The 24,990-nt window shown below is 56.9% G+C and carries 28 protein-coding genes and 1 pseudogene; 15 read left to right on the top strand and 14 right to left on the bottom strand.

Annotated elements, in window-relative coordinates:
• Nucleotides 1-14: 14 nt before the first annotated feature.
• Nucleotides 15-806 carry an FAD binding domain-containing protein gene (locus ACR0JB_RS04210; RefSeq protein ID WP_170577530.1) on the top strand — a complete coding sequence of 264 codons (792 nt, stop codon included), beginning with the start codon at nucleotides 15-17 and terminating at the stop codon, nucleotides 804-806.
• Between the two features lie 43 nt (nucleotides 807-849).
• Here ACR0JB_RS04210 and ACR0JB_RS04215 read toward each other — a convergent pair whose 3' ends face one another.
• Nucleotides 850-1,749, bottom strand: coding sequence for a MurR/RpiR family transcriptional regulator (locus ACR0JB_RS04215; protein ID WP_480789702.1), 900 nt, complete (start codon nucleotides 1,747-1,749; stop codon nucleotides 850-852).
• A gap of 89 nt (nucleotides 1,750-1,838) precedes the next feature.
• On the opposite strand from ACR0JB_RS04215, the gene ACR0JB_RS04220 reads away from it, so the two are divergent.
• Nucleotides 1,839-2,618: a beta-keto acid cleavage family enzyme gene (locus ACR0JB_RS04220; RefSeq protein ID WP_170393864.1), complete on the top strand. Its 780-nt coding sequence runs from the start codon at nucleotides 1,839-1,841 to the stop codon at nucleotides 2,616-2,618.
• A complete protein-coding gene (locus ACR0JB_RS04225; RefSeq protein ID WP_170358239.1) occupies nucleotides 2,615-3,931 on the top strand; it encodes an aspartate aminotransferase family protein in 1,317 nt (438 codons plus the stop codon). The genes ACR0JB_RS04220 and ACR0JB_RS04225 overlap by 4 nt, the downstream gene beginning before the upstream one ends.
• Before the next feature lie 78 nt (nucleotides 3,932-4,009).
• Here the strand turns inward: ACR0JB_RS04225 and infC are convergent, their stop codons facing one another.
• From infC to cobA, 7 genes and pseudogenes are all read right to left on the bottom strand, one after another.
• Nucleotides 4,010-4,600, bottom strand: coding sequence for a translation initiation factor IF-3 (gene infC, locus ACR0JB_RS04230; RefSeq protein ID WP_437436460.1), 591 nt, complete (start codon nucleotides 4,598-4,600; stop codon nucleotides 4,010-4,012).
• A 116-nt stretch (nucleotides 4,601-4,716) separates the two neighbouring features.
• Nucleotides 4,717-5,550: a ferredoxin--NADP reductase gene (locus ACR0JB_RS04235; RefSeq protein WP_170393866.1), complete on the bottom strand. Its 834-nt coding sequence runs from the start codon at nucleotides 5,548-5,550 to the stop codon at nucleotides 4,717-4,719.
• Between the two features lie 106 nt (nucleotides 5,551-5,656).
• On the bottom strand, nucleotides 5,657-6,064 hold the full coding sequence (locus tag ACR0JB_RS04240) for a DUF934 domain-containing protein (protein WP_170393868.1): 408 nt from the start codon (nucleotides 6,062-6,064) through the stop codon (nucleotides 5,657-5,659).
• Nucleotides 6,061-6,822 carry a phosphoadenylyl-sulfate reductase gene (locus ACR0JB_RS04245; RefSeq protein WP_480789703.1) on the bottom strand — a complete coding sequence of 254 codons (762 nt, stop codon included), beginning with the start codon at nucleotides 6,820-6,822 and terminating at the stop codon, nucleotides 6,061-6,063. Before ACR0JB_RS04245 ends, ACR0JB_RS04240 begins: the two co-directional genes overlap by 4 nt.
• Nucleotides 6,812-8,476, bottom strand: a complete 1,665-nt coding sequence (locus ACR0JB_RS04250) for a nitrite/sulfite reductase (RefSeq protein ID WP_480789704.1) — start codon at nucleotides 8,474-8,476, stop codon at nucleotides 6,812-6,814. Before ACR0JB_RS04250 ends, ACR0JB_RS04245 begins: the two co-directional genes overlap by 11 nt.
• A gap of 66 nt (nucleotides 8,477-8,542) precedes the next feature.
• Nucleotides 8,543-8,857 (bottom strand): DUF2849 domain-containing protein, encoded by a 315-nt coding sequence (locus ACR0JB_RS04255; protein WP_170348553.1) that lies wholly within the window; start codon nucleotides 8,855-8,857, stop codon nucleotides 8,543-8,545.
• A pseudogene (gene cobA / locus ACR0JB_RS04260) lies at nucleotides 8,857-9,603 on the bottom strand (uroporphyrinogen-III C-methyltransferase); the annotation flags it as partial. The gene ACR0JB_RS04255 and the pseudogene cobA, both read right to left, overlap by 1 nt.
• A 171-nt stretch (nucleotides 9,604-9,774) precedes the next feature.
• On the opposite strand from cobA, the gene ACR0JB_RS04265 reads away from it, so the two are divergent.
• Nucleotides 9,775-10,254 (top strand): Lrp/AsnC family transcriptional regulator, encoded by a 480-nt coding sequence (locus tag ACR0JB_RS04265; RefSeq protein ID WP_170358247.1) that lies wholly within the window; start codon nucleotides 9,775-9,777, stop codon nucleotides 10,252-10,254.
• Nucleotides 10,255-10,260: 6 nt separating this feature from the next.
• Here ACR0JB_RS04265 and ACR0JB_RS04270 read toward each other — a convergent pair whose 3' ends face one another.
• Complete coding sequence (locus ACR0JB_RS04270; RefSeq protein ID WP_480789796.1) at nucleotides 10,261-11,433, bottom strand: cytochrome P450; 1,173 nt, start codon at nucleotides 11,431-11,433, stop codon at nucleotides 10,261-10,263.
• Between the two features lie 47 nt (nucleotides 11,434-11,480).
• Here ACR0JB_RS04270 and ACR0JB_RS04275 point away from each other — a divergent pair, with 47 nt between their 5' ends.
• From ACR0JB_RS04275 to ACR0JB_RS04300, 6 genes are all read left to right on the top strand, one after another.
• A complete protein-coding gene (locus ACR0JB_RS04275; RefSeq protein ID WP_170505137.1) occupies nucleotides 11,481-13,214 on the top strand; it encodes a sensor histidine kinase in 1,734 nt (577 codons plus the stop codon).
• On the top strand, nucleotides 13,211-14,440 hold the full coding sequence (locus ACR0JB_RS04280) for a sigma-54-dependent transcriptional regulator (RefSeq protein ID WP_170505140.1): 1,230 nt from the start codon (nucleotides 13,211-13,213) through the stop codon (nucleotides 14,438-14,440). The genes ACR0JB_RS04275 and ACR0JB_RS04280 overlap by 4 nt, the downstream gene beginning before the upstream one ends.
• A 372-nt stretch (nucleotides 14,441-14,812) precedes the next feature.
• Nucleotides 14,813-15,814 carry a DctP family TRAP transporter solute-binding subunit gene (locus ACR0JB_RS04285; RefSeq protein WP_302476798.1) on the top strand — a complete coding sequence of 334 codons (1,002 nt, stop codon included), beginning with the start codon at nucleotides 14,813-14,815 and terminating at the stop codon, nucleotides 15,812-15,814.
• A gap of 120 nt (nucleotides 15,815-15,934) precedes the next feature.
• Nucleotides 15,935-16,612 carry a TRAP transporter small permease gene (locus ACR0JB_RS04290; protein WP_170505143.1) on the top strand — a complete coding sequence of 226 codons (678 nt, stop codon included), beginning with the start codon at nucleotides 15,935-15,937 and terminating at the stop codon, nucleotides 16,610-16,612.
• Complete coding sequence (locus ACR0JB_RS04295; RefSeq protein ID WP_170348559.1) at nucleotides 16,612-17,988, top strand: TRAP transporter large permease; 1,377 nt, start codon at nucleotides 16,612-16,614, stop codon at nucleotides 17,986-17,988. The genes ACR0JB_RS04290 and ACR0JB_RS04295 overlap by 1 nt, the downstream gene beginning before the upstream one ends.
• 161 nt (nucleotides 17,989-18,149) lie before the next feature.
• Nucleotides 18,150-18,461 carry a DMT family transporter gene (locus tag ACR0JB_RS04300; RefSeq protein ID WP_170393881.1) on the top strand — a complete coding sequence of 104 codons (312 nt, stop codon included), beginning with the start codon at nucleotides 18,150-18,152 and terminating at the stop codon, nucleotides 18,459-18,461.
• 8 nt (nucleotides 18,462-18,469) lie between these two features.
• Here ACR0JB_RS04300 and tpiA read toward each other — a convergent pair whose 3' ends face one another.
• Complete coding sequence (gene tpiA / locus ACR0JB_RS04305; RefSeq protein ID WP_170393883.1) at nucleotides 18,470-19,219, bottom strand: triose-phosphate isomerase; 750 nt, start codon at nucleotides 19,217-19,219, stop codon at nucleotides 18,470-18,472.
• A gap of 140 nt (nucleotides 19,220-19,359) precedes the next feature.
• Complete coding sequence (locus tag ACR0JB_RS04310) at nucleotides 19,360-19,725, bottom strand: HesB/IscA family protein (RefSeq protein WP_170358258.1); 366 nt, start codon at nucleotides 19,723-19,725, stop codon at nucleotides 19,360-19,362.
• Between the two features lie 179 nt (nucleotides 19,726-19,904).
• Between ACR0JB_RS04310 and ACR0JB_RS04315 the strand changes: the two genes are divergently transcribed.
• Nucleotides 19,905-20,240, top strand: a complete 336-nt coding sequence (locus ACR0JB_RS04315; RefSeq protein WP_170409671.1) for a hypothetical protein — start codon at nucleotides 19,905-19,907, stop codon at nucleotides 20,238-20,240.
• A 223-nt stretch (nucleotides 20,241-20,463) separates the two neighbouring features.
• Here the strand turns inward: ACR0JB_RS04315 and ACR0JB_RS04320 are convergent, their stop codons facing one another.
• The 3 genes from ACR0JB_RS04320 to ACR0JB_RS04330 all read right to left on the bottom strand — a co-directional run bounded on the left by ACR0JB_RS04320 (nucleotide 20,464) and on the right by ACR0JB_RS04330 (nucleotide 22,091).
• Nucleotides 20,464-20,826, bottom strand: coding sequence for an SUF system Fe-S cluster assembly protein (locus tag ACR0JB_RS04320; RefSeq protein WP_170409673.1), 363 nt, complete (start codon nucleotides 20,824-20,826; stop codon nucleotides 20,464-20,466).
• 96 nt (nucleotides 20,827-20,922) lie between these two features.
• A complete protein-coding gene (locus tag ACR0JB_RS04325; RefSeq protein WP_170505152.1) occupies nucleotides 20,923-21,201 on the bottom strand; it encodes an NfeD family protein in 279 nt (92 codons plus the stop codon).
• Nucleotides 21,201-22,091: an SPFH domain-containing protein gene (locus tag ACR0JB_RS04330; protein ID WP_170348566.1), complete on the bottom strand. Its 891-nt coding sequence runs from the start codon at nucleotides 22,089-22,091 to the stop codon at nucleotides 21,201-21,203. The genes ACR0JB_RS04325 and ACR0JB_RS04330 overlap by 1 nt, the downstream gene beginning before the upstream one ends.
• Nucleotides 22,092-22,265: 174 nt before the next feature.
• Here ACR0JB_RS04330 and ACR0JB_RS04335 point away from each other — a divergent pair, with 174 nt between their 5' ends.
• The 4 genes from ACR0JB_RS04335 (at nucleotide 22,266) to ACR0JB_RS04350 (ending at nucleotide 24,878) form a co-directional block, all read left to right on the top strand.
• Nucleotides 22,266-23,177 carry a nucleoside hydrolase gene (locus ACR0JB_RS04335; protein ID WP_480789705.1) on the top strand — a complete coding sequence of 304 codons (912 nt, stop codon included), beginning with the start codon at nucleotides 22,266-22,268 and terminating at the stop codon, nucleotides 23,175-23,177.
• Nucleotides 23,178-23,243: 66 nt separating this feature from the next.
• On the top strand, nucleotides 23,244-24,374 hold the full coding sequence (gene tgt, locus ACR0JB_RS04340; RefSeq protein WP_480789706.1) for a tRNA guanosine(34) transglycosylase Tgt: 1,131 nt from the start codon (nucleotides 23,244-23,246) through the stop codon (nucleotides 24,372-24,374).
• Between the two features lie 89 nt (nucleotides 24,375-24,463).
• Complete coding sequence (locus tag ACR0JB_RS04345) at nucleotides 24,464-24,748, top strand: hypothetical protein (RefSeq protein WP_480789799.1); 285 nt, start codon at nucleotides 24,464-24,466, stop codon at nucleotides 24,746-24,748.
• Nucleotides 24,672-24,878 carry a DUF6636 domain-containing protein gene (locus ACR0JB_RS04350; protein ID WP_480789707.1) on the top strand — a complete coding sequence of 69 codons (207 nt, stop codon included), beginning with the start codon at nucleotides 24,672-24,674 and terminating at the stop codon, nucleotides 24,876-24,878. The genes ACR0JB_RS04345 and ACR0JB_RS04350 overlap by 77 nt, the downstream gene beginning before the upstream one ends.
• The last annotated feature ends 112 nt before the right edge of the window (nucleotides 24,879-24,990 follow it).

Consider the following 24,990-nt stretch of genomic DNA (forward strand, 5'->3'; position numbering starts at 1 on the left):
GAAAGGAAGACGAAATGTACAATTTCGAGTTTGAGAAACCCTCGACCATTGCGGATGCGGTTGCTGCTCTGGCGGTTGAGGATGCCCAAGCCCTAGGAGGCGGGCAAACACTGATTCCGACGCTAAAACAACGGCTGGCGGCACCTTCCGCTCTGGTCTCGCTGAGCGGGATAGCCGAGATGAAGGGTGTATGTGTTGACGACGACGGCTCGGTGTCGATTGGGGGAGCGACAACACATGCAACCGTCGCGGCAGAGGCGGCGGGCAGCTATCCTGCACTGGCGGCGTTGGCTGGTCAGGTTGGTGACCCCGCGGTGCGCAATCGCGGCACCATTGGCGGTTCGGTTGCCAATAACGATCCTGCAGCTTGCTATCCGGCGGGCGTTTTGGGGTCGGGCGCGACAATTATCACCAATACGCGCCAGATTGCGGCGGATGATTTCTTTGAAGGGATGTTCTCGACCGCACTGGATGAAGGTGAGATCATCACCACAGTCCGGTTCCCGGTGCCACAGGCGGCGAGCTACCAGAAGTTCCTGCAGCCTGCGTCGCGGTTTGCACTGGTTGGGGTCTACCTTGCACGTTTTGCGGATGGGGTGCGCGTTGCTGTGACCGGTGCCAGTGAAGACGGTGTCTTCCGTTGGTCCGAAGCGGAGGAAGCTTTGAACAAAGAGTTCAGGGCTGATGCTCTGATGGATCTACGTATCAATCCGGCAAACATGATCGGTGATCTGCATGGTAGCAAAGAATACCGCGCGCATCTTGTTGGTGTCATGACAAAACGGGCCGTCGAAGCCTGTATGTGAATGGTAGAAAACCCTAGAAGCCCCGGCCGCAAGTCGGGGCTTTTTACGTACGGCGTAGTTTTGGGGGTTTTGAGGGCTGCCAGTATGCGCCGGTGTCTTCGCGGGCTTTTTGATAGGCTTCCAGCCGTTGACGGGCCGCGTCACCTCCTGCGTCGAAAAGATGACCCAGCAGGCACTCCAGAACGGCCATTGCGCCTGTGAAACAGGAAAACGGGTGCAAGGCGCGGGTGCTGACGGTGAAGGCAACATCAGGCTCGACACCTGGTGCAATCACGTCACTGTCCGAGATCAGGATCAGGCGCAGCCCCTGTTGCTTCGCAATTCGCATCGATTGGATTGTATCTGCCGAGTAGGGATGAACAGTGATGGCGATCAGGCAATCCTGTTGGTCCGCATCCAATAGGTCGTCAGTTGCGGATCCCACATGGCGCGGCACCAGTTGAATGCCCGGATGCGCCATGCGCCCTGTATAGGAAAAATAATAGGCCAGCGCATAGCTGGCGCGCGTGGCCGCCACGAAACACCGGTGAGACGTGTTCATGTACTGGATGGCCTCGCGCACTCCTTCGAGTTTCATAAGGCGCAGCGACCGTGTGACGACGTTCTGTTCGTTCTGCACCAGTTTGGCTTGAAAGGTGCCAAAAGTATCCTCGGATTGAAGGGCTGTCAGCCAATCTTGTCCCAGATCGCTTTCCCTGTCGGTAACCAGAGCATTTCGGAACGGGGTGCGGAAGGCCTCGAAACCATCGAAACCCATGCGTTGCGCCAATCGAACCAGAACATTCGAGCTGACGCCGATCCGGGTGGCTGTGGTACGAATCGGATCAAGGCCGAAGTCTCCGGGGTAGTCGATGATGTATTTGGCAGCAGCTTGCAGGGCAGCTGGCATCTGTTCAATCTCTTGACGCAGATGGTCGATGATCTGGGTTGGTGTGCTGTTCATAGCTGTAAAAAAACAAATGTTATGCAATTAGCAAGTAAAAAACAATTTTTGGCGGATTAGATAGGGCAAGTATTAGCCGAGGAATGTGCATGTCGGACTCGCAATCAAAAATCCAAACTGTTGGACGGCCCTATGTTCTTGTCGCCCCAAATGGCGCGCGGCGTGGGGTGTCGGATCACCCGGAATTACCGGTATCCACTGATCAGATCATCCAGACCGCACGCGCCTGTTTTGCGGCGGGCGCGAACGGATTGCATCTGCATATCAGGGATGCGGAGGGGCAGCATTCTCTGGACGCTGGTCAATACCGGGAAACGATGGCCGCGCTGCGTCAGAGTGTACCCGGGCTGGACTTGCAAATCACGACCGAGGCCGCGGGCGTGTTCGATGTGGTCGCCCAGTTTGCGTGTCTGGAACAGGTGTGCCCGGATTGGGCGTCGATTTCCATACGGGAGATTGCGCGCTCGACTGAATCGGCCGACCGGGTTTACGGCCTGTGTGCTGCGCAGGGGACACGGGTGCAGCATATTCTGTACGATGCTGACGATGCCGACTTGCTGGCGCAATGGCAAAAGGCCGGAATTGTGCGTGAAAATCAGGCGGAGTGTATTTTTGTTCTGGGGCGCTATACGGCCGGCCAGCAATCTACCCCGCAGGACCTGGACAGATTTACCAAAGGGTCGTCGCCATGGATGGTGTGTGCCTTTGGAGCGCATGAACATGCCTGTCTGGCATACGCTGCTGGGGAGGGCGGGGACGTTCGCGTCGGGTTTGAAAACAGCCTGACCGATGAGAGCGGAACCCCTTGGAAAGACAATGCCGAGTCGGTGTCGGCGCTTGTTGCCAAGTTGGAAGGGGTAGTCAAATGAGTCACGTATTTCCACGCCATACAAAATCAGAGCTGCCGATCGCGGCTGGTGGGGACGGGTGTTACCTGTTTGATGCGCAGGGCCGCCGCTATCTGGATTGTGGTGATGCTGCGGTGTCGTGTCTGGGGCATTCCAATCCATCCGTCATCCGGGCAGTGCAGGAACAGGTGGAACAGATCGCCTTTGCGCATACCGGGTTCATGACCTCGGAACCGGCCGAAGCGTTGGCGGATTTGCTGGTCGAGCATGCTCCGGGTGACTTGGACCGGGTGTATTTCGTGTCGGGTGGATCCGAGGCGACCGAGGCTGCGATCAAGCTGGCGCGGCAATACTATTTGGAAATTGGCCAGCCTGAGCGGCGACATGTAATTGCCCGGCGGCAGAGCTATCACGGGAACACTCTGGGGGCTTTGTCAGCCGGAGGTAACGCGTGGCGGCGGGCGCAGTTCGCACCGATGCTGATCGAGATGACTCATATCGCGCCCTGCTATGAATACGCGGAGAAACCCGACGGCGAGAGCAGCTTTGACTACGGTCAGCGCGTGGCCAATGAGCTTGAAGCCGAGATCCTGCGGCTGGGCCCTGATACCGTGATGGCGTTCATGGCCGAGCCGGTTGTTGGCGCGACCTTGGGCGCGGTGCCAGCGGTTGAGGGGTATTTCAAACGCATCCGCGAAATCTGCGACCAGTATGGTGTGTTGTTGATCCTGGATGAGGTGATGTGCGGCATGGGTCGGACCGGGCATCTGTTTGCCTGTGATCACGATGGGGTTGCCCCGGATATTCTATGCATCGCTAAAGGGTTGGGCGCTGGATACCAACCCATCGGCGCGATGATGTGTACCGCACAGATTTTTGATGCGATCCGCAATGGGTCTGGTTTTTTTCAGCACGGCCACACCTATATCGGCCATCCGGTCGCGACAGCGGCAGCCCTGGCAGTTGTCCGCGAAATGACACAACGCGATCTGCCTGCTCGGGTGGCGGTCATGGGTCAAAGGATTCAATCCAAACTTGAGGCTGCTTTGGGCCAGCATCCGAATGTCGGAGATATCCGGGGTCGGGGATTGTTCCGGGGCATTGAACTGGTGGCGGATCGTGACACCAAGGCACCGCTTGACCCCGCGCTTGGGGTGGCTAGCAAGATCAAAAAGGCCGCGCTGGCCGAAGGCCTGATCTGCTATCCCATGTCTGGCACACGCGATGGGCAGCTGGGGGATCACATCCTGTTGGCACCGCCCTTCATAATCGAAGACGCGCAGATTGATGAGATGGTCAGCAAGCTGAGCAAGGCTATTGCGTCCGTGATCTAGCGGTATGGGACAGCGCGCTTGAAATGAAAAAAGCCCCCTTATGAAAAGGGGGCATTAATCATTCATTCTGTGAGAACTTTATTTCTGTGGCAGAGGCCCGATCATCATGATCATCTGACGGCCTTCCATTTTGGGCATGTTTTCGATCTTGCCCAGATCCTTAACGTCTTCGGCCACGCGTTCCAACAACTCACGGCCCAGGTTCTGGTGCGCCATCTCACGACCACGGAAACGCAGGGTGACTTTGACCTTGTCGCCGTTTTCAAGAAACTTGAACACGTTGCGCATTTTCACATCATAATCATGCGTATCGGTGTTGGGTCGGAATTTGACCTCTTTCACCTCGATGATTTTTTGCTTTTTGCGTGCTTCGCTTTCGCGTTTCTGCTGTTCGTACTTGAACTTGCCGAAATCCATGATCTTGCAGACAGGCGGGTTCGCATTGGGCGAGATTTCAACCAAATCAAGTCCGACATCGGCGGCCATTTGCATTGCTTTGGCGGGATGAACCACCCCGACGTTTTCACCTTCGGCGCCAATCAGGCGAATTTCGGGGGCACGGATCTTATCATTGACGCGCGGGCCGGTGTCTCGCTGCGGCGGCGCGTTGTGAGGTCTGCGAGCTATTGGTTCATTCCTTTGATAATTGCAGAATTTCGAGCCCGAAATTTAGACTGCTGCGCGGCCCGTTTCAAGCGCCATCCGCGCGGAAATGGCTGAAATTCACAGGTTTGCAGCGGGTTTATGCGCGAGCCACAGTAATTCCAGCGGCCCGCGACAGAAGATCAGCCCACAAAGGCCTTTTCGATCACGAATTCCTTGGGTTCGGAATTGGCGCCTTCGCGCAGGCCGAACTCTTCCAGGATCGCCTTGATGTCCAGGTTGAAGGCCAGCGAACCGCAGACCATGGCACGGTCGGTGTCAGGGTTGATGCCGCCTCCGATGCCCAGATCGGCAAACACGGTCCCGTCCTTCAGCAGGTTGGTGATGCGGCCCATCTTGGGGCTCTCTTCGCGGGTCGTGGTGGGGTAATAGCGAATCTTGTCGGCAAAGCCTTCACCCATCAATTCGGCCAGCATCTCGTCCTGACGGATGCTTTCGATCAACTGACGGCCGTATTCCAGTTCCGCCACTTCGCGGCAGGTGTGTGTGATGATGACCTCGTCATAATCCTCATAGGTCTGCGGCTCACGCAGCAGCGAAGCGAAGGGTGCAAAGCCGGTGCCGGTGGCGAAGAACCACAGGCGTTTGCCGGGCAGCAGGGCGTCATGGACCAGCGTGCCAACGGGTTTGGGCCGCAGGATGATCTGGTCACCTGGCTTGATGTGCTGCAGTTTCGAAGTCAGCGGGCCGTCCTGCACCTTGATCGAGTAGAACTCCAACTCTTCGTCCCAAGATGGCGAGGCGATGGAATATGCGCGCAACAGCGGCTTGCCGTTGTCGCCCAACAGGCCGATCATCACGAACTCACCCGAGCGGAACCGCAGCGAGGCAGGGCGCGACACCTTGAACGAGAACAGGCTGTCGGTCCAGTGTTTGACGTCGGTTACGGTCTGGGCGTCCGGCAGAACGGGGGCCTTCACGGCGGTTGCTTCGGTCACGGGCTTCATCTCTGTCATGGTTTCACTGTCGGTCAGCGTGACCGGCATCTCCGTTTAAACGTTGTTTCAAGGCAGGAAAAGGGGACAGTTTGCCCCCTTTAGTCACAAGCTGGCGATTGCGATCTCAGCCGCGCAGGCGGTCCTGATAGTGGTGATCTTTCCAGTTGGCGCGGGCCAGCCACTGATCTTCGGTCTGACGCTTAGCAAGCACGTGATCGATTTCAACCTCGTCAAAACCACTGCGGCGGGCCATCGCGTATTGGTCGGCCAGCACATGACCCTTGGCACGCAGGCGACCGGTGTAACCTTTCAGGCGCAGGACACGCGCAATGGTGAAGCCGCGACCATCGGCCGAGGATGGAAAATCTACACGCACCATTTTGGCGTTGCCTAGGCGGTCAAACAACTCATCCGGGTCCGTATCCGAGGCCACGTCAAGTGCGACCACATCATTGGCCGCATCTTCCAGTGTGACAAAGCCATCGGTCCAGTCATCGGGGGCGAACCCCGTATCCGTTACGATTACGTTCATGTTTTCTCTCCTGCGCGCACCATCTTACCATCGACAAAATGGATGCCGCATTCTTCCTTGTTCTGATCGCGCCAACGTCCGGCGCGGGGATCTTCGCCCTCTTTGACCGGCGAGGTGCAGGGCGCACAACCGATCGAAGGGTATCCTTTGGCCACCAGCGGATGCCGGGGCAGGTTGTTCTCTTCCATATAGGCGCGCACATCTTCGGGCGCCCAATGGGCCAGCGGGTTGACCTTGATCCGACCGGTTCCGTCCTCGACCTCAAAGAAATCCAGGGCGGACCGCGAGCCGGACTGGAACCGTTTGCGCCCGGTAATCCAGCCGTCGAATCCCGCCAGCGCCTTTTGCAGTGGGAAGGTCTTGCGCAGGTTGCAGCACGCATCCATGTCGTTCAGCCGCAAAGCACCGTATGGGTCGTCACGCTCAAGGTCTTCGTCCTCGGCCCGAATGATGCGGACATTCGACAGGCCCAAACGCTCGCTCACCTCCTGCTGGTATTCCAGCGTTTCGGTAAACAGCATTTGCGTATCCACAAACAAAACCGGTGTGGCCTTGTTCACCACAGCCGCCATATGCAGCAGCACAACCGATTCAGCCCCAAAGCTTGAGACCAGAGCAAGTTCGTCGATCTCTTCAATCGCGCCGTGCATCACATTATGAGCGCTGTGATGGCGGAACTGGGCGTTCAGTGCTTCGACCTGTTCGGTCAGTTCAGCACGATCTTTACCCAGTTCCGTCTGGATTAGGTCAAGCGGCATTGGCCTGCGCCTCGGGGTAGAGGGCAGCCTTGAATGGTGCCATGCCTACCCGGCGATAGGTTTGCAGGAATTCTTCCTCTGCGCTTTCGCGTTGTTCAAGATACGTGTCAACGATGCGTTCCACGGCAGGCACGATTTCGTCATAGGCAAAGCCGGGACCCGTGCGATCGCCGATGGCCGCGTTCTCGGTGCCGTCACCACCCAGAGTGATCTGGTAGTTTTCGACGCCTGCACGGTCTAGACCCAGAATACCTATATGACCAACGTGGTGGTGACCACAGGCGTTGATGCAGCCCGAGATCTTGATCTTCAGGTGGCCGATATCATGCTCAAGCTTGAGGTCATCAAAGCGTGTCGCGATTTCCTGGGCAACAGGAATTGAGCGCGCTGTCGCCAGGGCACAGTAGTCCATGCCAGGGCAGGCGATGATGTCGCTGATCAGGCCGATGTTGGCGGTCGCCAGCTCGTACTCTTTCAGCTTCGCGTGGATCGCGGGCAGGTCCGACTTGTGGACGTGCGGCAGGATCACGTTCTGCTCATGGCTGATGCGCAGCTCGTCATAGGCAAACTCTTCGGCCAGATCGGCCATCACGCGCATCTGCTCGGCAGTCGCGTCACCCGGTGTCGCGCCGTGTTTTTTGATCGAGATCGTAACAATCGCATGATCCGCGTTCTTGTGCGGCGCGATGTTGGTGTCGACCCACGAGCGGAAGACCGGATCGTCGGTATAGGCGCTTTCAAACGACGCAACCGAACCTTCGCGGAAGGCAGGCGGGGCGAAGTGGCCCTTGATTTCCTCCAGCAGGGCCATATCGGCCCCTTTGAACTGCGAGCGAACCTGCAGGAAGCGCTCGTTAACCTTCGCGCGAATTGCGTCAATGCCGTGCTCATGCACGGTGATCTTGATGCGCGCCTTGTACTTGTTGTCACGGCGGCCGATCTGGTTCCAGACGGAAACGGTGGCTTCGAGGTAAGCCAGCAGATCGTCAAAGGCGACGAATTCGGACAGTTCCTTGCCAATCATCGGCGTGCGGCCCAGACCACCGCCCACGATGACGCGGGCACCCAGAACGCCGTTACGCTCGATCAGTTGCAGGCCAATGTCATGCGCCTTGATCACGGCGCGGTCCTCTTCCGAGCCGGTGATGGCAATCTTGAACTTACGCGGCATGAACTGGAATTCCGGGTGGTCGGTGGACCACTGGCGCAGAAGTTCGGCATAGGGGCGTGGATCGGCGACCTCATCAGCCGCGGCGCCGGCAAAATGGTCGGCTGTCACGTTGCGGATGGTGTTGCCCGAGGTCTGGATGGCATGCATGCCAACCTCGGCCAGCGCGTCCAGCATATCCGGAACGTCGTTCAGTTTCGGCCAGTTGTACTGAATGTTCTGGCGGGTGGTGAAATGGCCATAGCCCTTGTCCCATTTCTCGGCCAGCAGAGCCAGCTGGCGCATTTGCGCACTGGACAGCGTGCCGTAAGGGATCGCGACGCGCAGCATATAGGCGTGCAACTGCAGATACAGGCCGTTCATCAGGCGCAAGGGCTTGAATTCATCTTCGGTCAGCGAACCGTCAATGCGGCGCTCGACCTGGGCGCGGAACTGTGCGTTACGCTCTGCCAGAAAATCGTGGTCAAATTCGGAGTAGCGATACATGTCTAGCTGTCCTTAGTTGCAGCCCCGATACCGAGGGGCCTTGAAGGGGAGAGATTAGGCCAGAGGTCAGGCCCGGGGCTGCGTTGCTGTTTCCTGCTTGCCGTGGGCATAGTTTGACGGGCCGGTACGGCGGAAATCCTCGCGGAAATGGGTGGGTTCGGGGCCGGTTGCGCCAGCGACGGCATCTGCCAGATAGGCACCGACAATCTTGTTGGCCTGGCGTTGGGCATCCAGCAAGCGAACCTGCGCATGTGCTTCGTCAGTGATCAGTTCTGCTTCGCGCAGATCACGCGACCAGCGGTCGTCCTCGGTCAGGTAAATGACGTCACCTTCCAACAGATCGTTGGCGGTCACTACTTTGGGGGTAAAAGCGCGGGCCATCAGGCGTGCTCCTTCTTGAATTCGGTCAGGGCCTGGGCCGCTTGGCGCGGGGCGAGGCCATAAAAGGTCAGGGCGGGGCCGTCCATTTCAGCGGCGGCCAGGTCATTGGGCAGTTGGTCCAGATTGGTAGCCAGAATGCGTTGATCGGGGCGCGAGGCATTTTCGACCAGCGTCACCGGCGTGTCCCGGTCGGCACCGTGCATGATCAGGCGGCCCTGAATGAAGCGGGCGGATTTCTTACCCATATAGATCGCCGCAACGGAACCAGCACGTGCCAGCGCCGCCCAGTCGTGATCGGCAAATCCTTTCATGTCATGGCCGGTCAGGATGCGCACGGACGAGTTGCGGCCACGGCAAGTCAGGCTTTGACCAATCCCGGCGACGGCTGCCGACGCAGCAGTGATACCAGGCACGATTTGCCAGGTGATGCCTGCGGCCTGAACCGCTTCGATCTCTTCATCCAGGCGCCCGAAAACGGTCGGATCGCCAGACTTCAACCGTACCACGCGCTGACCTTTCAGAGCGTAATCCACAAGCAGGGCATCAATGTCTTCCTGCTTCCATGACGGACCAAACCCGGCCTTGCCGACATCGACCAGAACAGCGGTCTTTCCAGCCAGTTCCAGAACCTCGGCGCTGATCAGGCGGTCATGCAGTACGACGTCAGCGCGCCCGAAAGCTTTCAGCGCCTTGAGCGTCAGCAATTCCGGATCGCCCGGGCCTGCGCCGACAAAGTCGACGTGCCCTGTGCCATCATATGAATGCGTAAACTGCATGTTCTGTACCGCTTGGTTTGACTTGACCTGCAATATAGGAAATATTCCCGGTAATGCGCCATATGGGCGACCAAATAAGGACAAATGTTCTTCTGGCATCGCCAATTGGGACGCTGGTTTCGAAACAAAGGGAAAATTGGAATGTCGGTGCGGATAGATGACACGGATCGGAAAATTTTGGCCGAGCTACAGCGCGATGCCAGCCAATCGCTGGATGAAATAGCCGCCCGTGTCGGCAGCTCCAAGACCCCCGTCTGGAATCGAATCCGCAAGCTGAAAGGGGCCGGAGTCATCGGTCAGCAGACCGTTTTGCTGGACGCCGAAGCGCTGGGGTTTGAGGCCACATTCTTCGTTCTGATCCGAACCTCTGAACATGAGGCAGAATGGCAGCGCAAGTTCCTCAAGGCCCTGCGTGACCGGCCCGAAGTGCAAGAGGCACACCGACTGGCCGGTGACATTGATTATATCTTGAAGGTGCGGGTCAAAAACGCGCGGGCCTATGACGTCTTCTATCAGACCCTAATTTCCGAGGTGCGCGTGCATAACGTGACCGCCTTGCTGTCGATGGAAGAGATCAAATCCACCACAATGCTGCCGCTGAATGCGCTGATCGAAGGCTAAAGCCGCTTAGAGCTGAACCATCAACCGGGTCAGCCCGTGGAAATGATAGGTATTCGAATACTCCGGTTCGTCGACCAAGCGCAGTTCTTGGCATCGGTCGAACAACGCTTGTAACGCAATTCGCATCTCTAACCGGGCCAGCGGGGCACCGACGCAGAAATGCAAACCGCCACCGAAACTGGTATTGGTGACAATCGGGCGCGAGGGGTCAAAGCGCCTCGGATCGCTCCAGATCAAAGGGTCACGGTTTGCGGCACCCAGTAGCAGGGCAACCTCTTCTCCACGTTTGAAGTCGTGGCCGAAAACCTCAATATCTTCATACGCATAGCGCGTGAACATATGAAGGGGCGGATCGTAACGCAGGATTTCCTCGACCAACCTGTCCGGATCACAAGTTCGGGGATCAAATCCTAGTTGCAGAACCGTTTTCACACCGTTGCCCAATGAATGAACCGTCGCCTCATGCCCCGCATTCAGCAGCAATATGCAGGTGGCGACCAGTTCATCGTGCGAAAGCTTTTCACCCTCTTCCTCGGCCGCGATCAAGCGGGTGATCAGATCGTCCTGGGGATCGGTCCGGCGCTGTTCGATATAGTCAGTGAGGAAAAGTGTAAAATCACGCGCGGCGTCTGCGGCTTTGTCCTCGGTCTGGCATGTCCGGCTGGCCTGATACATTGCCACCATGGCATGCGACCATCGTAACAGATCCGGCGATATTTCTTCGGGTACACCCAGAAGACGGCAGATGGTGATCACGGGAACCTGCGTGCAAAACGCGTCCAGCAGGTTGAAAGGCGTGCCGGGAAATTGGTCGATCAAGCTGTGGCTGAGGTCTTGGATGGAAGGTTCCAACGCGACAATCGCACGCGACGTAAAGGCGCGCATGACCAGCGCGCGCAGCCGCGTGTGGCGGGGTGGTTCAGCCTCAAGCAGGGAATGCGCCTCGGTCATCAACCAGGGCGCCAAGTGGTCAGGCCCTTGGCGTTGCAGTTCGGTGGGAACCTCCCGACCAAAGCGGCGATCTTTCAGGAAGGCCTGTACAGCCCGGTGCGAAACTGCTGCGACCTTCTGGTAATCCTCCCAATATACAAGGTCCCCATGCGCACGGACGGCGTCATAGAACGGATAGGGGTTTTGAACAAAACCCAGTTCGACCGGGGATTGGAACACCGTCTTCATGCTCGGCAGACTTGCCATGTGGCCCGTCGAATGCAAGACCCTAAGTCATGCAAAGGATTTGGTTGATCTTGGGTTTTCTGTGTGTCGTCGGGCTGTTGTCCGCCGGGGTGTGGTCTTATGGGTATCGGCAGGCGCTGTCACAGCTGAGTGAAAAGGCCGAAGCGGATCTGGAATTGGCTGCAGATCGGCTCAGTACTCAGTTGCAGGTGTATCAGGAGCTCGCCGTTCTAATGTCAGGGCACCCTGAATTGCGCAACCTGAACAATCCTGTGGATTTGGCTGTTGCCCGTGCCTTGTTGCTGGAGGTTGCTGACAAAACTGCGGCTGTCGATGTTTTGTATGCTGATGCTTCGGGACGCGTATTGGCGGCAGCGCATGACGTTGTAGGCGGCAATGTTTCGGGTCAACCTGCGTTCGAACGTGCGATGCAAGGCGCATTAGGCAGTTCCCACGGCGTCCTGCCCAAGATGGGAAGCCGGATTTTCACCTACGCTGCGCCGGACTTTGCACCCAATGGTAAAGTCTTAGGCGCTTTGATCGTCATCGCCGATGTCGAGGGTATCGAGCAGACCTGGCGCGGTAGCACCGAAGCCGTATATTTTGTTGATCGCACCGGCTTGGTGTTCATTTCCAACCGATCTGAATTGTTGTTTTGGCAACGCACAGAGGGGCAATTGGGATTGATCCCTCCGAACGGTGAAAGGGTTGTGTTTTCCGAAACCCGCCTTGGTTCGTTCGAGTTATGGCAGCTGGGGTGGGGGCCATACCTGCCGCAGCGCGCCTTACATCTCAGTCGGGATTTGCCGGTGATCGGTATGACGGGCGAAGTGGTCATGGATGTGGCGCCCGCACGGCGACTGGCCGGATTGCAGGCGGCTACCGTTGCGGCGATCTGCCTGGCCTTTGGCGCCCTGCTGTTTCTGGCGACCGAGCGCAGGCGTACCCTGGCCGAGGCCAATTCGGAACTTGAGATTCGCGTCGCCGAGCGCACCCATGCTCTGACTGCGGTCAATACTGCTTTGCGCCGCGAGGTTCACGAGCGGCAAGAGGCTGAGGCCGCGTTGAAACACGCGCAGGAGGAACTTATTCAGGCCGGCAAACTGAGCGCCCTGGGTCAGATGTCGGCGGGCATCAGTCATGAATTGAATCAGCCTCTGATGGCAATCCGGCAATTTGCTGACAATGGGGCTGCGTTCCTGTCGCGAGGCCGCGCAGAAAAGGCTGGCGAAAACCTGACACGCATTTCTGATATGGCCGCCCGGATGGCGCGGATCATCAAAAACCTGCGCGCTTTTGCCCGCAATGAAAGTGAGCCAATGGGCAAGGTCGATTTGGTGCAGGTGATTGACACGGCTGTGGAGCTGACCGAAGCGCGCCTGCGTGCCGAGAGCGTCACGATGGAATGGCATCCCCCAGAAACGTCGGTATATGCGTGGGGCGGGGAAGTGCGGCTGGTTCAGGTCTTTGTAAACCTGATCAACAACGCCGCAGACGCGATGAGCCAGCAGGATGATCGGCTTATTCGAATTGCAATCAACAACAGAAAGAAGCTGTCTGTTACTGTGCGAGATATCGGGCCCGGCATTGAAAACACGGAAAAACTGTTCGAGCCGTTCTACACGACAAAGGCTGTTGGTTCGTCCGAAGGGATGGGTCTTGGCCTTTCGATATCGTATGGTCTGGTACAGAGTTTTGGCGGTAACATTCGGGGGTCCAACGCCGGAACAGGTGCGATGTTTACGGTCGAGCTTGAATATTACCGGGAAGATAAAGTGGCATGACGCGCAAGGTTCTATTGGTCGATGATGACGCCGCCGTTCGCGAGGCATTGGCGCAGACGCTGGAATTAGCAGAATACCATCCGGTCACGGCGGGGTCGTTTGTTGCGGCCAAGGACCACATTCGTGATGATTTTCCGGGTGTGATCGTGTCGGATATCCGCATGCCGGGGCGGGACGGGTTTCATCTTTTGAACTACGCGAATGAGGTCGACCCGGAACTGCCGGTTGTTCTGTTGACAGGCGAAGGGGATATTCCCATGGCAGTGCGGGCCATGGGACAGGGCGCTTTCGATTTTCTGGAAAAACCCTGTGCGGCTGCGGACCTGCTTGAGGTGTTGAATAAGGCTTTTTCTGCTCGCGCTCAGGTTCTGGAACGGCGAGCCTTGAAGAACGAACTGATGCGCGGAGATCCGGCCGCGCGATTGCTATTCGGTCTATCCGCACAGGCCGAAGCGTTGAGAGAGCGTGTTCGGACCGTCGCCCCCACCGGGGCCGAAGTTTTGGTTACCGGGCCCGCAGGCAGCGGGATTTCGAAAGTGGCCGAGGTCGTTCATCTGATGTCGCCGCAGGTTCATGGCTCGTTCGTGAAACAGCCGTCATCGGGTTTGACGCCTGATGCGCTGGTCCAGGTCTGCGAAGATGCCGCGGGGGGATCACTGTTTTTGGATGAGATTTCAGCTATGCCAGAGGCCACTCAGTATGCCGCGCTGGAGTTGGTCGAGCAGGGCGTGGGCGCGCGTATTTTGGCGGGCACAACGGCTGATTTGGCCGCACTGTCTGCTGAGGGGCGGTTTCATGCGGACCTGTTCTATCGCTTGGATGTGATGCGCGTGCGCATTCCGTCTTTGGCGGAACGGCCTGAGGATATACCGGTGATCTTTCGCCACTATGTGGCTCAGGCCGCCGAACAGTCGGGCATTGCGGAACCCGAGATAACTTCGGATCATCTCGCCACGCTCATGGTCAGAGAATGGCCAGGGAACGCGCGATCCTTGATGTCTGCGGCGATGCGGTTTGTTCTGGGGATGCCCGAAGAGGTTTCACAAGCCGTCGACTTGGGGCTGAGCGAACAGATGGCGCGGGTTGAGAGGTCATTGCTGATTGCAGCGCTGGGGCGGCACAACGGAAAGGCATCAGAGGCGGCAAAGGCGCTGAAGCTGCCGCGTAAAACCTTCTATGACAAACTGGCCAGATATCAGATTCGCCCAGAGGATTACCGCAGGTAGTCGCAGGTTATCCCGCCCCCTTTGACCGCATTATCATGCGGTTAAAGGCGTTGGGCAGGGCAGCCCGCTGGCGCGGGCTGCTGTTGGATCAAGCCAAGAGAGACCTGATTCTTTCGAAGTGATTCGAGAGAAGTGCGAGAATCCGCACAACGATCGTCAGGCGTGTGCGGATATTCACACAGCGGGTCATGTTGCGTTATAGGTTAATCGAAGGTTCACCATTTAACAGACTAATTTAAAAGGGAAAAAATTTGAATGTGGCGCGTTGTAACAAATCGTTGAGCCGTACCTGCTGATTCAGTTCACTTCCCGGCATCCGGCGCTGATCAAGCGCCAATTGGAGTATCTAGGAAGTCCGGGAGGAAAAGGCTGATGAAATTTCTGACAACCGCTGCAACGGCGATTGCACTGTCCGCAATTGCGACGACTGGCATGGCGGCTTGCGACGATGGTGAAATCGTTGTGAAGTTTGCGCATGTGACGAACACTGATAAGCACCCCAAAGGCATCGCGGCATCGCTGCTGGAACAGCGCGTGAATGATGAGATGAACGGCGTGATGTGCGTTGAGGTCTATCCGAACTCAACACTTTATAACGACGACAAGGTGCTTGAGGCGATGCTGCAGGGCGACGTGCAATTGGCTGCACCGTCGCTGTCGAAATTCGAGAAGTTCACTAAGCAGTTCCGCCTGTTTGACCTGCCGTTCATGTTCAAGAACATCGACGCTGTGGATGCATTCCAGGCCTCGGCGGAAGGTCAGGCAATGAAAGACAGCATGCAGCGCCGTGGCCTGCAAGGTCTGGCGTTCTGGCACAATGGCATGAAGCAGATGTCGGCCAACAAGCCGCTGGTTGATCCGTCGGATGCGGATGGCCTGAAGTTCCGCGTGCAGTCCTCGGACGTGCTGGTTGCACAGATGGAGGCCATCGGCGGCAGCCCGCAGAAAATGGCGTTCTCGGAAGTGTACGGCGCACTGCAACAGGGCGTTGTGGACGGGCAGGAAAACACCTGGTCGAACATCTATGGCAAGAAGTTCTTTGAGGTGCAGGACGGCATCACCGAGACCAACCACGGCATTATCGACTATCTGGTCGTAACCTCGGTGGATTGGCTGGACAGCCTTGATCCAGAAGTGCGTGAACAGTTTCTGACCATTCTGGCAGAGGTTACTGAGACCCGGAACAAAGAAGCCTTTTCTGTGAACGAAGCGGCCAAAGCCTCGATCACCGACGCGGGTGGAATCATTCGTGATCTGAACCCCGAACAGCGTCAGGCCTGGGTCGATGCGATGAAACCGGTTTGGGACAAGTTCGCCGACGACGTGGGTCAGGACAAGATCGACGCTGCTCAGGCAATCAACGCCGGGTTCTGATCCTGGTTGAGGCCGCGCGTCAGGGGGCTGGGGAGTTGCTGACGCGCAGGCCGGGCGGGCCGACATAACAGGCCCGCCCGCTATCACTCTCATCACAAAAAATTTGCGGGGACTAAAGAGATGTCTGGTGCGAAATCCGGCCAAGGCGGGCTGGTCGACCATATCGAAGAAACCCTGATCGCGTTGTTGCTGGGCCTGATGACGGCCGTGACCTTTGCCAATGTGATCGCGCGGTTCGTGTTCAATTCCAACATTCTGTGGGCGCTTGAGCTGACGGTGTTCACCTTTGGCTGGCTGGTGCTGCTGGGGGCGTCATATGCGGTGAAAAAGCACGCGCATCTGGGTGTGGATGCCATCCTGAATATGCTGGCCCCAGCGCCACGTCGCGTTCTGGCGTTAGTTGCAGTGGGGTGCTGTCTGGTGTTTTCGCTGCTGATGCTCAAAGGCGCGTATGACTATTGGGCTGTATTCGCTGATCTGCCGCCCACGTCGGGCCGTTGGTTCCCGACAGGTTTCAATTTCGACGCCCGTAGTCAGAGTTTCTACGAGGTCGACGATATCCCCATGGTCGCGCCGCTGCGATTCCTGGAAGCGATGATCAACTACGACGAGGCCTACGAGAAACTGCCTAAAGTCGTCCCGTATCTCATCCTACCGTTGTCGATGCTGCTTCTGGTGATCCGCTTTACGCAGGCCGCCATTCAGATCTGGCGGGGCGAGGCCGATCGCATTGTCGCCAGCCATGAGGTTGAGGACGAGATCGAAGAAGTGCGCGCTCAACAGGGGGAGCATGACTGATGGACGTTGTATTCCTTTTCTCGATGGTCATCGGCTTGCTGCTGATTGGGGTTCCGATTGCGGTGGCTCTGGGCCTAAGCTCGACCCTGTTCCTGCTGATGTATTCCGACAGTTCGCTGGCTTCGGTGGCTGGCACGTTGTTCGAAGCGTTTGAGGGGCATTTCACACTGCTGGCGATCCCGTTCTTTATCCTCGCGTCATCATTCATGACGACGGGCGGTGTAGCGCGGCGGATCATCCGGTTTTCGATTGCCTGTGTGGGCCATTTGCCGGGCGGTCTTGCAATCGCGGGCGTGTTTGCCTGTATGTTGTTCGCGGCGCTGTCGGGGTCATCTCCGGCGACTGTTGTGGCCATCGGCTCGATTGTGATCGCAGGGATGCGCCAAGTGGGTTATTCCAAGGAATTTGCCGCCGGTGTGATCTGTAACGCGGGTACGCTGGGCATTCTGATCCCACCGTCAATCGTGATGGTTGTGTATGCCGCGGCCGTTGAAGTCTCGGTTGGGCGTATGTTCCTTGCCGGTGTTATTCCGGGCCTGATGGCCGGTCTGATGCTGATGATCACCATCTATGTCATGGCTAAGGTCAAGAACCTGCCGAAAGGTGAATGGAAAGGGTGGGGCGAGGTCTTTACCTCGGCACGCGAAGCCGGTTGGGGGCTGTTCCTGATCGTCATCATCCTTGGCGGGATCTATGGCGGTATCTTTACCCCAACCGAAGCTGCGGCTGTGGCTGCCGTCTATGCGTTCCTGATTGCTAGCTTTGTCTACAAGGATATGGGGCCACTTAGCACGGAAGAGGGTCAGGCGAACCTGTCGCTGATCAAGAAACCCTATGCACTGATCACGGCCTTCTTCCACCCTGACACCAAACACACCTTGTTTGAGGCCGGTAAGCTGACCGTCACGCTGCTGTTCGTCATTGCCAACGCGCTGATCCTGAAGCATGTGCTGACAGACGAACAGGTGCCACAGCACATCGCCAGCGCCATGCTCTCGGCTGGTCTGGGGCCGGTAACCTTCTTGATCGTGGTTAACGTGATCCTACTGATTGGCGGTCAGTTCATGGAGCCTTCGGGCCTACTGGTCATCGTTGCACCACTGGTCTTTCCGATTGCGATTGAGCTGGGCATCGACCCGATCCATCTGGGCATCATCATGGTGGTGAACATGGAGATCGGGATGATCACGCCCCCAGTCGGTTTGAACCTGTTCGTGACATCCGGCGTGGCGGGCATGCCGATGATGGGTGTGGTGAAGGCGGCGCTGCCGTTCCTGGCCGTCCTGTTCGTCTTCCTGATCATGGTGACGTATATCCCGTGGATATCGACCTTCCTGCCCAATACCTTCATGGGGCCGGAAATCATAACGAACTAGCGAAGAGAACCCTTCGTTCAGGCCGGGCAGCGCAATCTGCCCGGCCTTTTTCTTTGCCAGCCACTTGAAGTTGTGGCCAACCTTCCCACATCGGTGGCAGAGGACGACCTCCCCATTAGGGTGATCATTCGGGACGACCCGAAGAGTTTCGAGGTGTCCTTATGTCCTGGATTTATCTGTTGTTCGCTGGCCTGCTTGAAATCGTGTGGGCCGTCGCCATGAAGCAATCCGCGGGTTTCACGCGGCTTTGGCCGACCGCCATCATGGGGGTGTCCATGGTTGGCTCGTTCGGTTTGCTGGCCATGGCGATGCGTACACTGCCCTTGGGCACGGCCTATGTTATCTGGACCGGCATCGGCGCAGTAGGGGCGTTTGTTGTCGGAATCATGCTGTTGGGCGAAACAGTAAATGCCGCGCGTATCATCGCGGCGGTTCTGATCGTGACAGGTCTGGTGACAATGAAACTGGCCTGAGCTGCCGCTCAGGCCTTTTGCAGCGCATCAACAATGCCTGAGAAGTCCTGCGCCTTCAGGCTGGCGCCACCGACAAGCGCGCCGTCCACATTCGACACGGCAAAGATATCGGCAGCGTTGTCGGGCTTGACCGACCCCCCATACAGCAGGCGCACAGACCGGCCAACTCCTTCACCGAAGCGCCGCTCCAGACGGTTGCGGATAAAGTCGTGAACCTCTCCGATTTCGTCCAGCGTAGGCACCTTACCTGTGCCGATGGCCCAGATCGGCTCATAAGCGACGATCAGGTTCTCACCGGTCGACTGATCCGGGATCGAACCCGACAATTGGCCGCCGATGATATCCAGCGTATTGGCGGCCTCACGCTGTTCCAGACTTTCGCCGACGCAAATGATCGCCTTCAACCCGGCATCCATGGCTGTGCGGGCCTTGGCGCGGACGGTTTCGTTCTGTTCACCGTGATCTTCGCGACGTTCGGAATGGCCCAGAATGACGGCATTGGCTCCGGCATCGACTAGCATATCCGCGCTGATATCACCCGTGTGCGCGCCCGAGGGCGCAGCGTGACAGTCCTGTCCTCCAGTGGCGACACCGGTCTCGCGTACAGTTTCGGCGGCACGGTGCAGCAACGTTGCAGGCGGGCAGATCAGAATGTCGATCGTCGGCGAAGGAAAGGCGCGGGCCAGAGCGTCCAACTCGCTCAGCGCTGCTGTGGTTCCGTTCATCTTCCAATTCCCAGCCGCCAGCTTGCGCCGCATATCCCGATCTCCTTGAAATTCGTAAATTCTGGAACCGGATAGCATCGCCAGCTCGGGCTGACAATTGCGGTTCCAGCGCAGCCATCAAAACGGCAGCTTCCACCGCAGTCGAAGGCAGGGGGTCGTTAACTTCGGGGGACTTAAGATTGAGAAGACAGTTTTTCGTCGAACTTAATCGATTCGCCACACCCACAAGCGTCAACGACATTTGGATTGCGGAACTTGAACCCGGATTCCAGCAGCGAGACCTCATAGTCGATCTCGGTTCCGAACAAGAACATCTGCGCCATCGGTGCAATCATGATCCGCGCGCCATCCTGTTCTACGACTTCGTCGTTCGTTTCTGGCTGATCGACATAGTCCATCGTGTATTCCATGCCAGCGCAGCCACCTTTTTTGATGCCGATGCGCAGGCCCGCATGGCCGCCAGTATCCATCAGGCGGGCAATCTGCTCTGCCGCCTTAGGCGTCATGGTCACGGCCTGTTTGCCGGGAATGCCGAACATTGTGATCTCCGTTGTCGCGCGTAGCCTTCAATTTAGTGCCGACCGGACAATGGCTCAAGGCATAGCAGCCATTCTTACCTAACAATTCGCGACTTTGGGGATTGTTCTTGCGTTTTTAAACAAGCTGACCTTAGCTGAGCATAGGTTATTTCCGGCAGTTTGATACAGGGTGAAGCAAAATGGGAAAGATAAATTTTACCTGCAAAAGCATTGCGTTGGCGTCGTTTGTTGCTATGTCTCCGTTAATTTCAAGCGCGGCTTTGGCTGAGGCAAAGTTAAAAAGACATCCCGTTAATTGTGCAACTGCCGAAGGTGACTTGCGCGCAATTGCAGCCGAAAAAAAACATGCGCAGGATCAGCAAGTGGAAAGTGTGGTATCAATTCTGCCCGCTGGGGCGCTTTTGGGTCTAATAACAGGAACCGAAAACAAGAGATTGTCCATGTTGTCAGGCGATTATGTAGAAGCCTTGGATGAACGAGCGGCGGAAATTAAATCCAAATGTGGCGTGCAATAAGTTGCGCTTTGGCATGAAAAAGACCGCTCTCGGGCAAGAGCGGTCTAGTGTTCTGGTCGTTAAGCCGGGTCTTTAACGGGGGGGGGCAAGCACAGGCCCGGCCAGCGCTTGGTGGGGTGCAAGCATGGACACGTGGAAACTATCACCAGGTTTTGGTAACGGTTTTTCAACGCGGTGATGACAGAAATATAAAGCTTTTATGTCAGGGGGATATTTGCCCGGCTTACATAAAGCCAAGCTCAAGCCGCGCTTCGTCGGACATCATTTCCATGCCCCAGGGGGGTTCCCATGTCAGCTCGACGTCAACCTCTTTGATGCCTGCGACGGGCTCTACCGCTTCGACGATCCAACCAGGCATTTCACCGGCAACCGGGCAGCCGGGTGCGGTCAGCGTCATGATGATTTTCACTGCGTTTTCTTGACTGATATCGATCGTGTAGATCAGACCAAGGTCGTAGATATTCACCGGAATTTCAGGGTCAAAGACCGAGCGGCAGGCTTCTACCACGTTGTCATATAGGGGGTGTTCAACGCTCGAAGGTGCAATCAGTGGGGTGCCTTCCAGGTGTTCACTCGGATGAGTCATTTGTGCCTCGGGTCTGTTACCTGAGCAATTATATAGGGAAAGCCAACGGCAGCGTCCAGAGGCGCAATGACGCCCCCTGAGGGGCGCCAGAAACTTTTAATCGTTAATGTCGTGCCGGAAGGTTTTCACCTGACCATGGGGCAGGGAATACACCCGGCGCAACACCAACCAGGCGATCAGCGACAGTGCCGCAAAGATCAACAGAAGGATTGGCAGAGACAGTGTGAGACCGGGGATAACCAGCAACACCCCTGTAACAGCGGCCCCTACCGCAAAGCCCAGAAAGATAAAACCGGGCAGTACGATCTCAAGGATACCCAAGGCCAGCGCTCCGGCCAGCCATAGCCACCAGGTCAGCCAGAAGGGATCGGCCATTATTTTCCTCCTTTCAGCATCTTGAAGGCGTCGCCAAAGGCCTCCAGCGCATTGGCGGGCACAACGATCGTTTGCGAACCGGTGCCGTTGCCCAGGGCGTTCAGAGCTTCGACCTGCTTCAGGGCAACCTGATATTGCGCGGCTTCAATGCCGTTGTCCTGAATGGCCTTGGCGACCACGCCGGTTGCATAAGCTTCAGCCTCGGCCTGAATGCGACGCGCCTTGGCGGTTTGCTCGGCGGCATACAGTTCGGCATCTGCCTGCAGCTCGACCGAACGCTTTTGACCTTCGGCCTCGGTTACCTGCGCACGGCGGGCGCGTTCGGCGTTCAGCTGCTGCAGCATCGCGTCGCGGGTGGCCTGATCCAAATTCACGTCCAGAATCTCGGCCCGGGTCACTTCGATACCCCAGTCATCCACGGCGGTTTCGACGCTTTCCTGAATGCGTTCGATCAGTTGTGCGCGGTTCGATTGGACCTCATCCAAGTCCATTTTACCGATTTCCGCCCGTACGATACCGGCCACAGTTGTCGCAATCGCACCGTCTACGTCACGGATACGATACACCGTCTTTTCCGGTTCGAGAATGCGATAAAACACCGAGGTGTCGATCTGCACAAGAACATTGTCTTTGGTAATCGCATCTTGGGTCGCGTTGGGCAACTGGCGTTCCAAAATAGATATCTTGTGACGTGCAACATCCAGAAAAGGAACGATAAAATTGATGCCGGGGCCAAGCACCGAATGCAGGCGGCCAAACCGTTCGACCACGTATTTTTCCGATTGAGGGACGATTTTAATGCCCTTGAAAATGACAACGACGATCAGCACCGCCGCCAGCACGTAAATGATATTGGACGTCAGCAAGCCAATAATCTGGTCTTCGATCATATCTGTCCTCTTTTATTGTGTACTATGGTATACATGTGGGGATTGAGTCGCCCGATTTCAACTCTGGTATGGGGTGAACAGGCGCAGATGCAAATCTTTGAAGCTGCGGATGCGGGGTGGAAATTCAGGAATGTGACCGCTTTGCATCCTGACTAGTTTGCGGTATCGGGCGCTATGAAAATGATTATCGATACAGACCCCGGCATCGACGATGCCATGGCGATCGCTTATGCCGCTGCCGCGCCCGAGATTGACCTGATCGGTCTGACGACGGTTTTCGGTAACACACACATTCACCAATCCAGCCGCAATGCGCGGTTTTTGCTGGACAAACTGGGGTTGGAAGTACCAGTGGCCGAAGGTGCGGCTTTTGCAGTGGGACAAAGCAGTCATGACCCCTCGGATCATGTGCATGGGCCTGAAGGTTTTGGCGATGTGACCGAGATTCCAGAGATTGGGGCCAATCATACGCTGACAGCAGCTGAGTTTTTGGTCGATATGGCGCGTAAACATAAGGACGAGTTAGTCGTTTGCGCAGTTGGTCCACTGACGAATGTCGCCGCTGCTATGCGTTTGGATCCGCAGTTTGCGACAAATATCAAACGGTTGGTGATCATGGGGGGCGCGGTTTACTGCCCCGGAAACGTCACTCAATTCGCCGAAGCCAACATCTATCACGACGCCCTGGCTGCAGATCAGGTATTCGCTGCACCACCACAGACCGTATTGGTGGGTTTGGATGTAACGTTGAAAACCCTTTATGAAACCGCGGATTTCGAGGCGTTGGCGAGCCGATCACCGAATATGGGTGGGTTCCTGCGCGATATCTCTCGGTTCTATTTGAAGTTCTACAAAGAGGTTGGCGGGCTAGAGGGATGTGGGTTACACGACTCGACGGCAGTGATTGCCTACACCCATGAACCAATGTTCGATATGGTCGAAACAGGGTTGCGCGTGGTGACCGAGGGGGCTGAAGTTGGCGCGACTCGTCCCGATCCTTCGCGACCTTTGGTTCGTGTGTGTCGGGATGTAGATGGGGCAGGGGTGGTGAATCTGTTTACCGAGCGCGTCGCCTCGCTTCCCTGACGGGTTGCATTGGACCGACAGATCGGGCAAATGCTGCCCGGTTCAGAGACCCCGAGGCACCCCCCCATGACCGAGCGTTTTTCATTTGACCTGAAAGCCACCGATGGCAAGGCCAGAACCGGTGTGATTAACACGCCGCGGGGCGAAGTGCGCACGCCAGCCTTTATGCCAGTGGGCACCGCAGCGACGGTCAAGGCGATGATGCCGGAAAGTGTGCGGGCGACCGGGGCGGATATTCTGCTGGGCAACACCTATCACCTGATGCTGCGTCCCACGGCGGAACGTATCGACCGGTTGGGTGGGTTGCACAAATTCATGAACTGGGACCGACCCATTCTGACGGACTCGGGTGGGTTTCAGGTCATGTCACTGGCCGGGCTGCGCAAGCTGACCGAAAAGGGTGTGACGTTCAAATCCCATGTCGACGGATCCAAACACGAGCTGACGCCGGAACGGTCGATGGAGATTCAGCGCTTGCTGGGGTCTGACATTGTCATGTGTTTCGACGAGTGCCCCGCCTTGCCTGCCGACCGCGACCGCATCGCTGAGTCGATGCGCCTGTCGATGCGTTGGGCCGAACGCTCACGCGAAGCCTTCGGGGATCGCCCTGGTCACGCGTTGTTCGGCATTATGCAAGGCGGTTTGGAACAGGACTTGCGCGAAGAAAGCGCTGAGGCCCTGAAAGCCATCGGTTTCGAAGGTTACGCAGTCGGTGGTCTGGCTGTGGGTGAGGGGCAGGAAGCGATGTTCGATTGCCTCGACTATGCGCCTGACTTCTTGCCCACCGATAAACCGCGTTATCTGATGGGGGTCGGCAAGCCGGACGACATCGTCGGCGCAGTTGCGCGTGGCATCGACATGATGGACTGCGTCTTGCCTTCACGTTCGGGGCGCACTGGCCAGGTGTTCACTCGCTATGGCGTTGTGAACATCAAGAACGCCCGTCACGCCGATGATCCGCGACCGCTGGATGAGGCATGCTCTTGCCCGGCCTGTTCGAACTATTCGCGGGCCTACCTTCATCACGTGTTCCGGTCTAACGAGATGATCTCGGGCATGCTGTTGACCTGGCACAACCTGCATTACTTTCAGGAAATCATGCAGGGCATGCGAGACGCCATTGCAGCCGGTATTTTCGAGGCTTGGCAGGCAGAGTTTCACGCACAGCGGGCGCAAGGCGATATCGAACCGCTGTAGCGCTGAACCCTTGATGACAGAACGTTGATTTTTTGGTAATCTACAGACTGATTAACCAAGAAATTTTCTGTTTTTCGTTGGGGGTTACGATGCCTCGCCTATTTGGATTCTTACTTGTTCTATCTGCGATTGTGACGTCGGCTTATGCCGACGTCTGGACTTTTGAAACTCCGTCGGAAAACATCCAATGCTCGGTTGGACAAGAGCTGAACACCGCAGATATCTACTGCACCATCATTGAGCGCCGGGGTGATCCAGCCCTGCCGCGCCCGTCTAATTGCCAATCCGATTGGGGGCATGATTTTTTCATGGCAAATACCGGGCCAGTCGAAATGCTGTGCCGTCCTCTCAACCGTCATCGCGACGGATTTTGATCGGGCCGAATATGGTGTGACTGGTAAATTCGGTGGATTTGTTTGCCATTCCTCGAAGACGGGTTTGGAGTGCAAAAATGAGGACGGGCACGGGTTTTTTCTGTCTCGTGCAGTTCAAAGGGTATTCTGACGCACGCATTCTAAGCCTTGTTGGCATGTTTTGTTAAATTCCGTGGATATGTTCGTTGGACGCCTTGCAGTCCGCTAAACCTCGGGCCATTCTGAATCGCGATACATGGCGG

It is taken from the genome of Ruegeria sp. BI7, assembly GCF_056537925.1.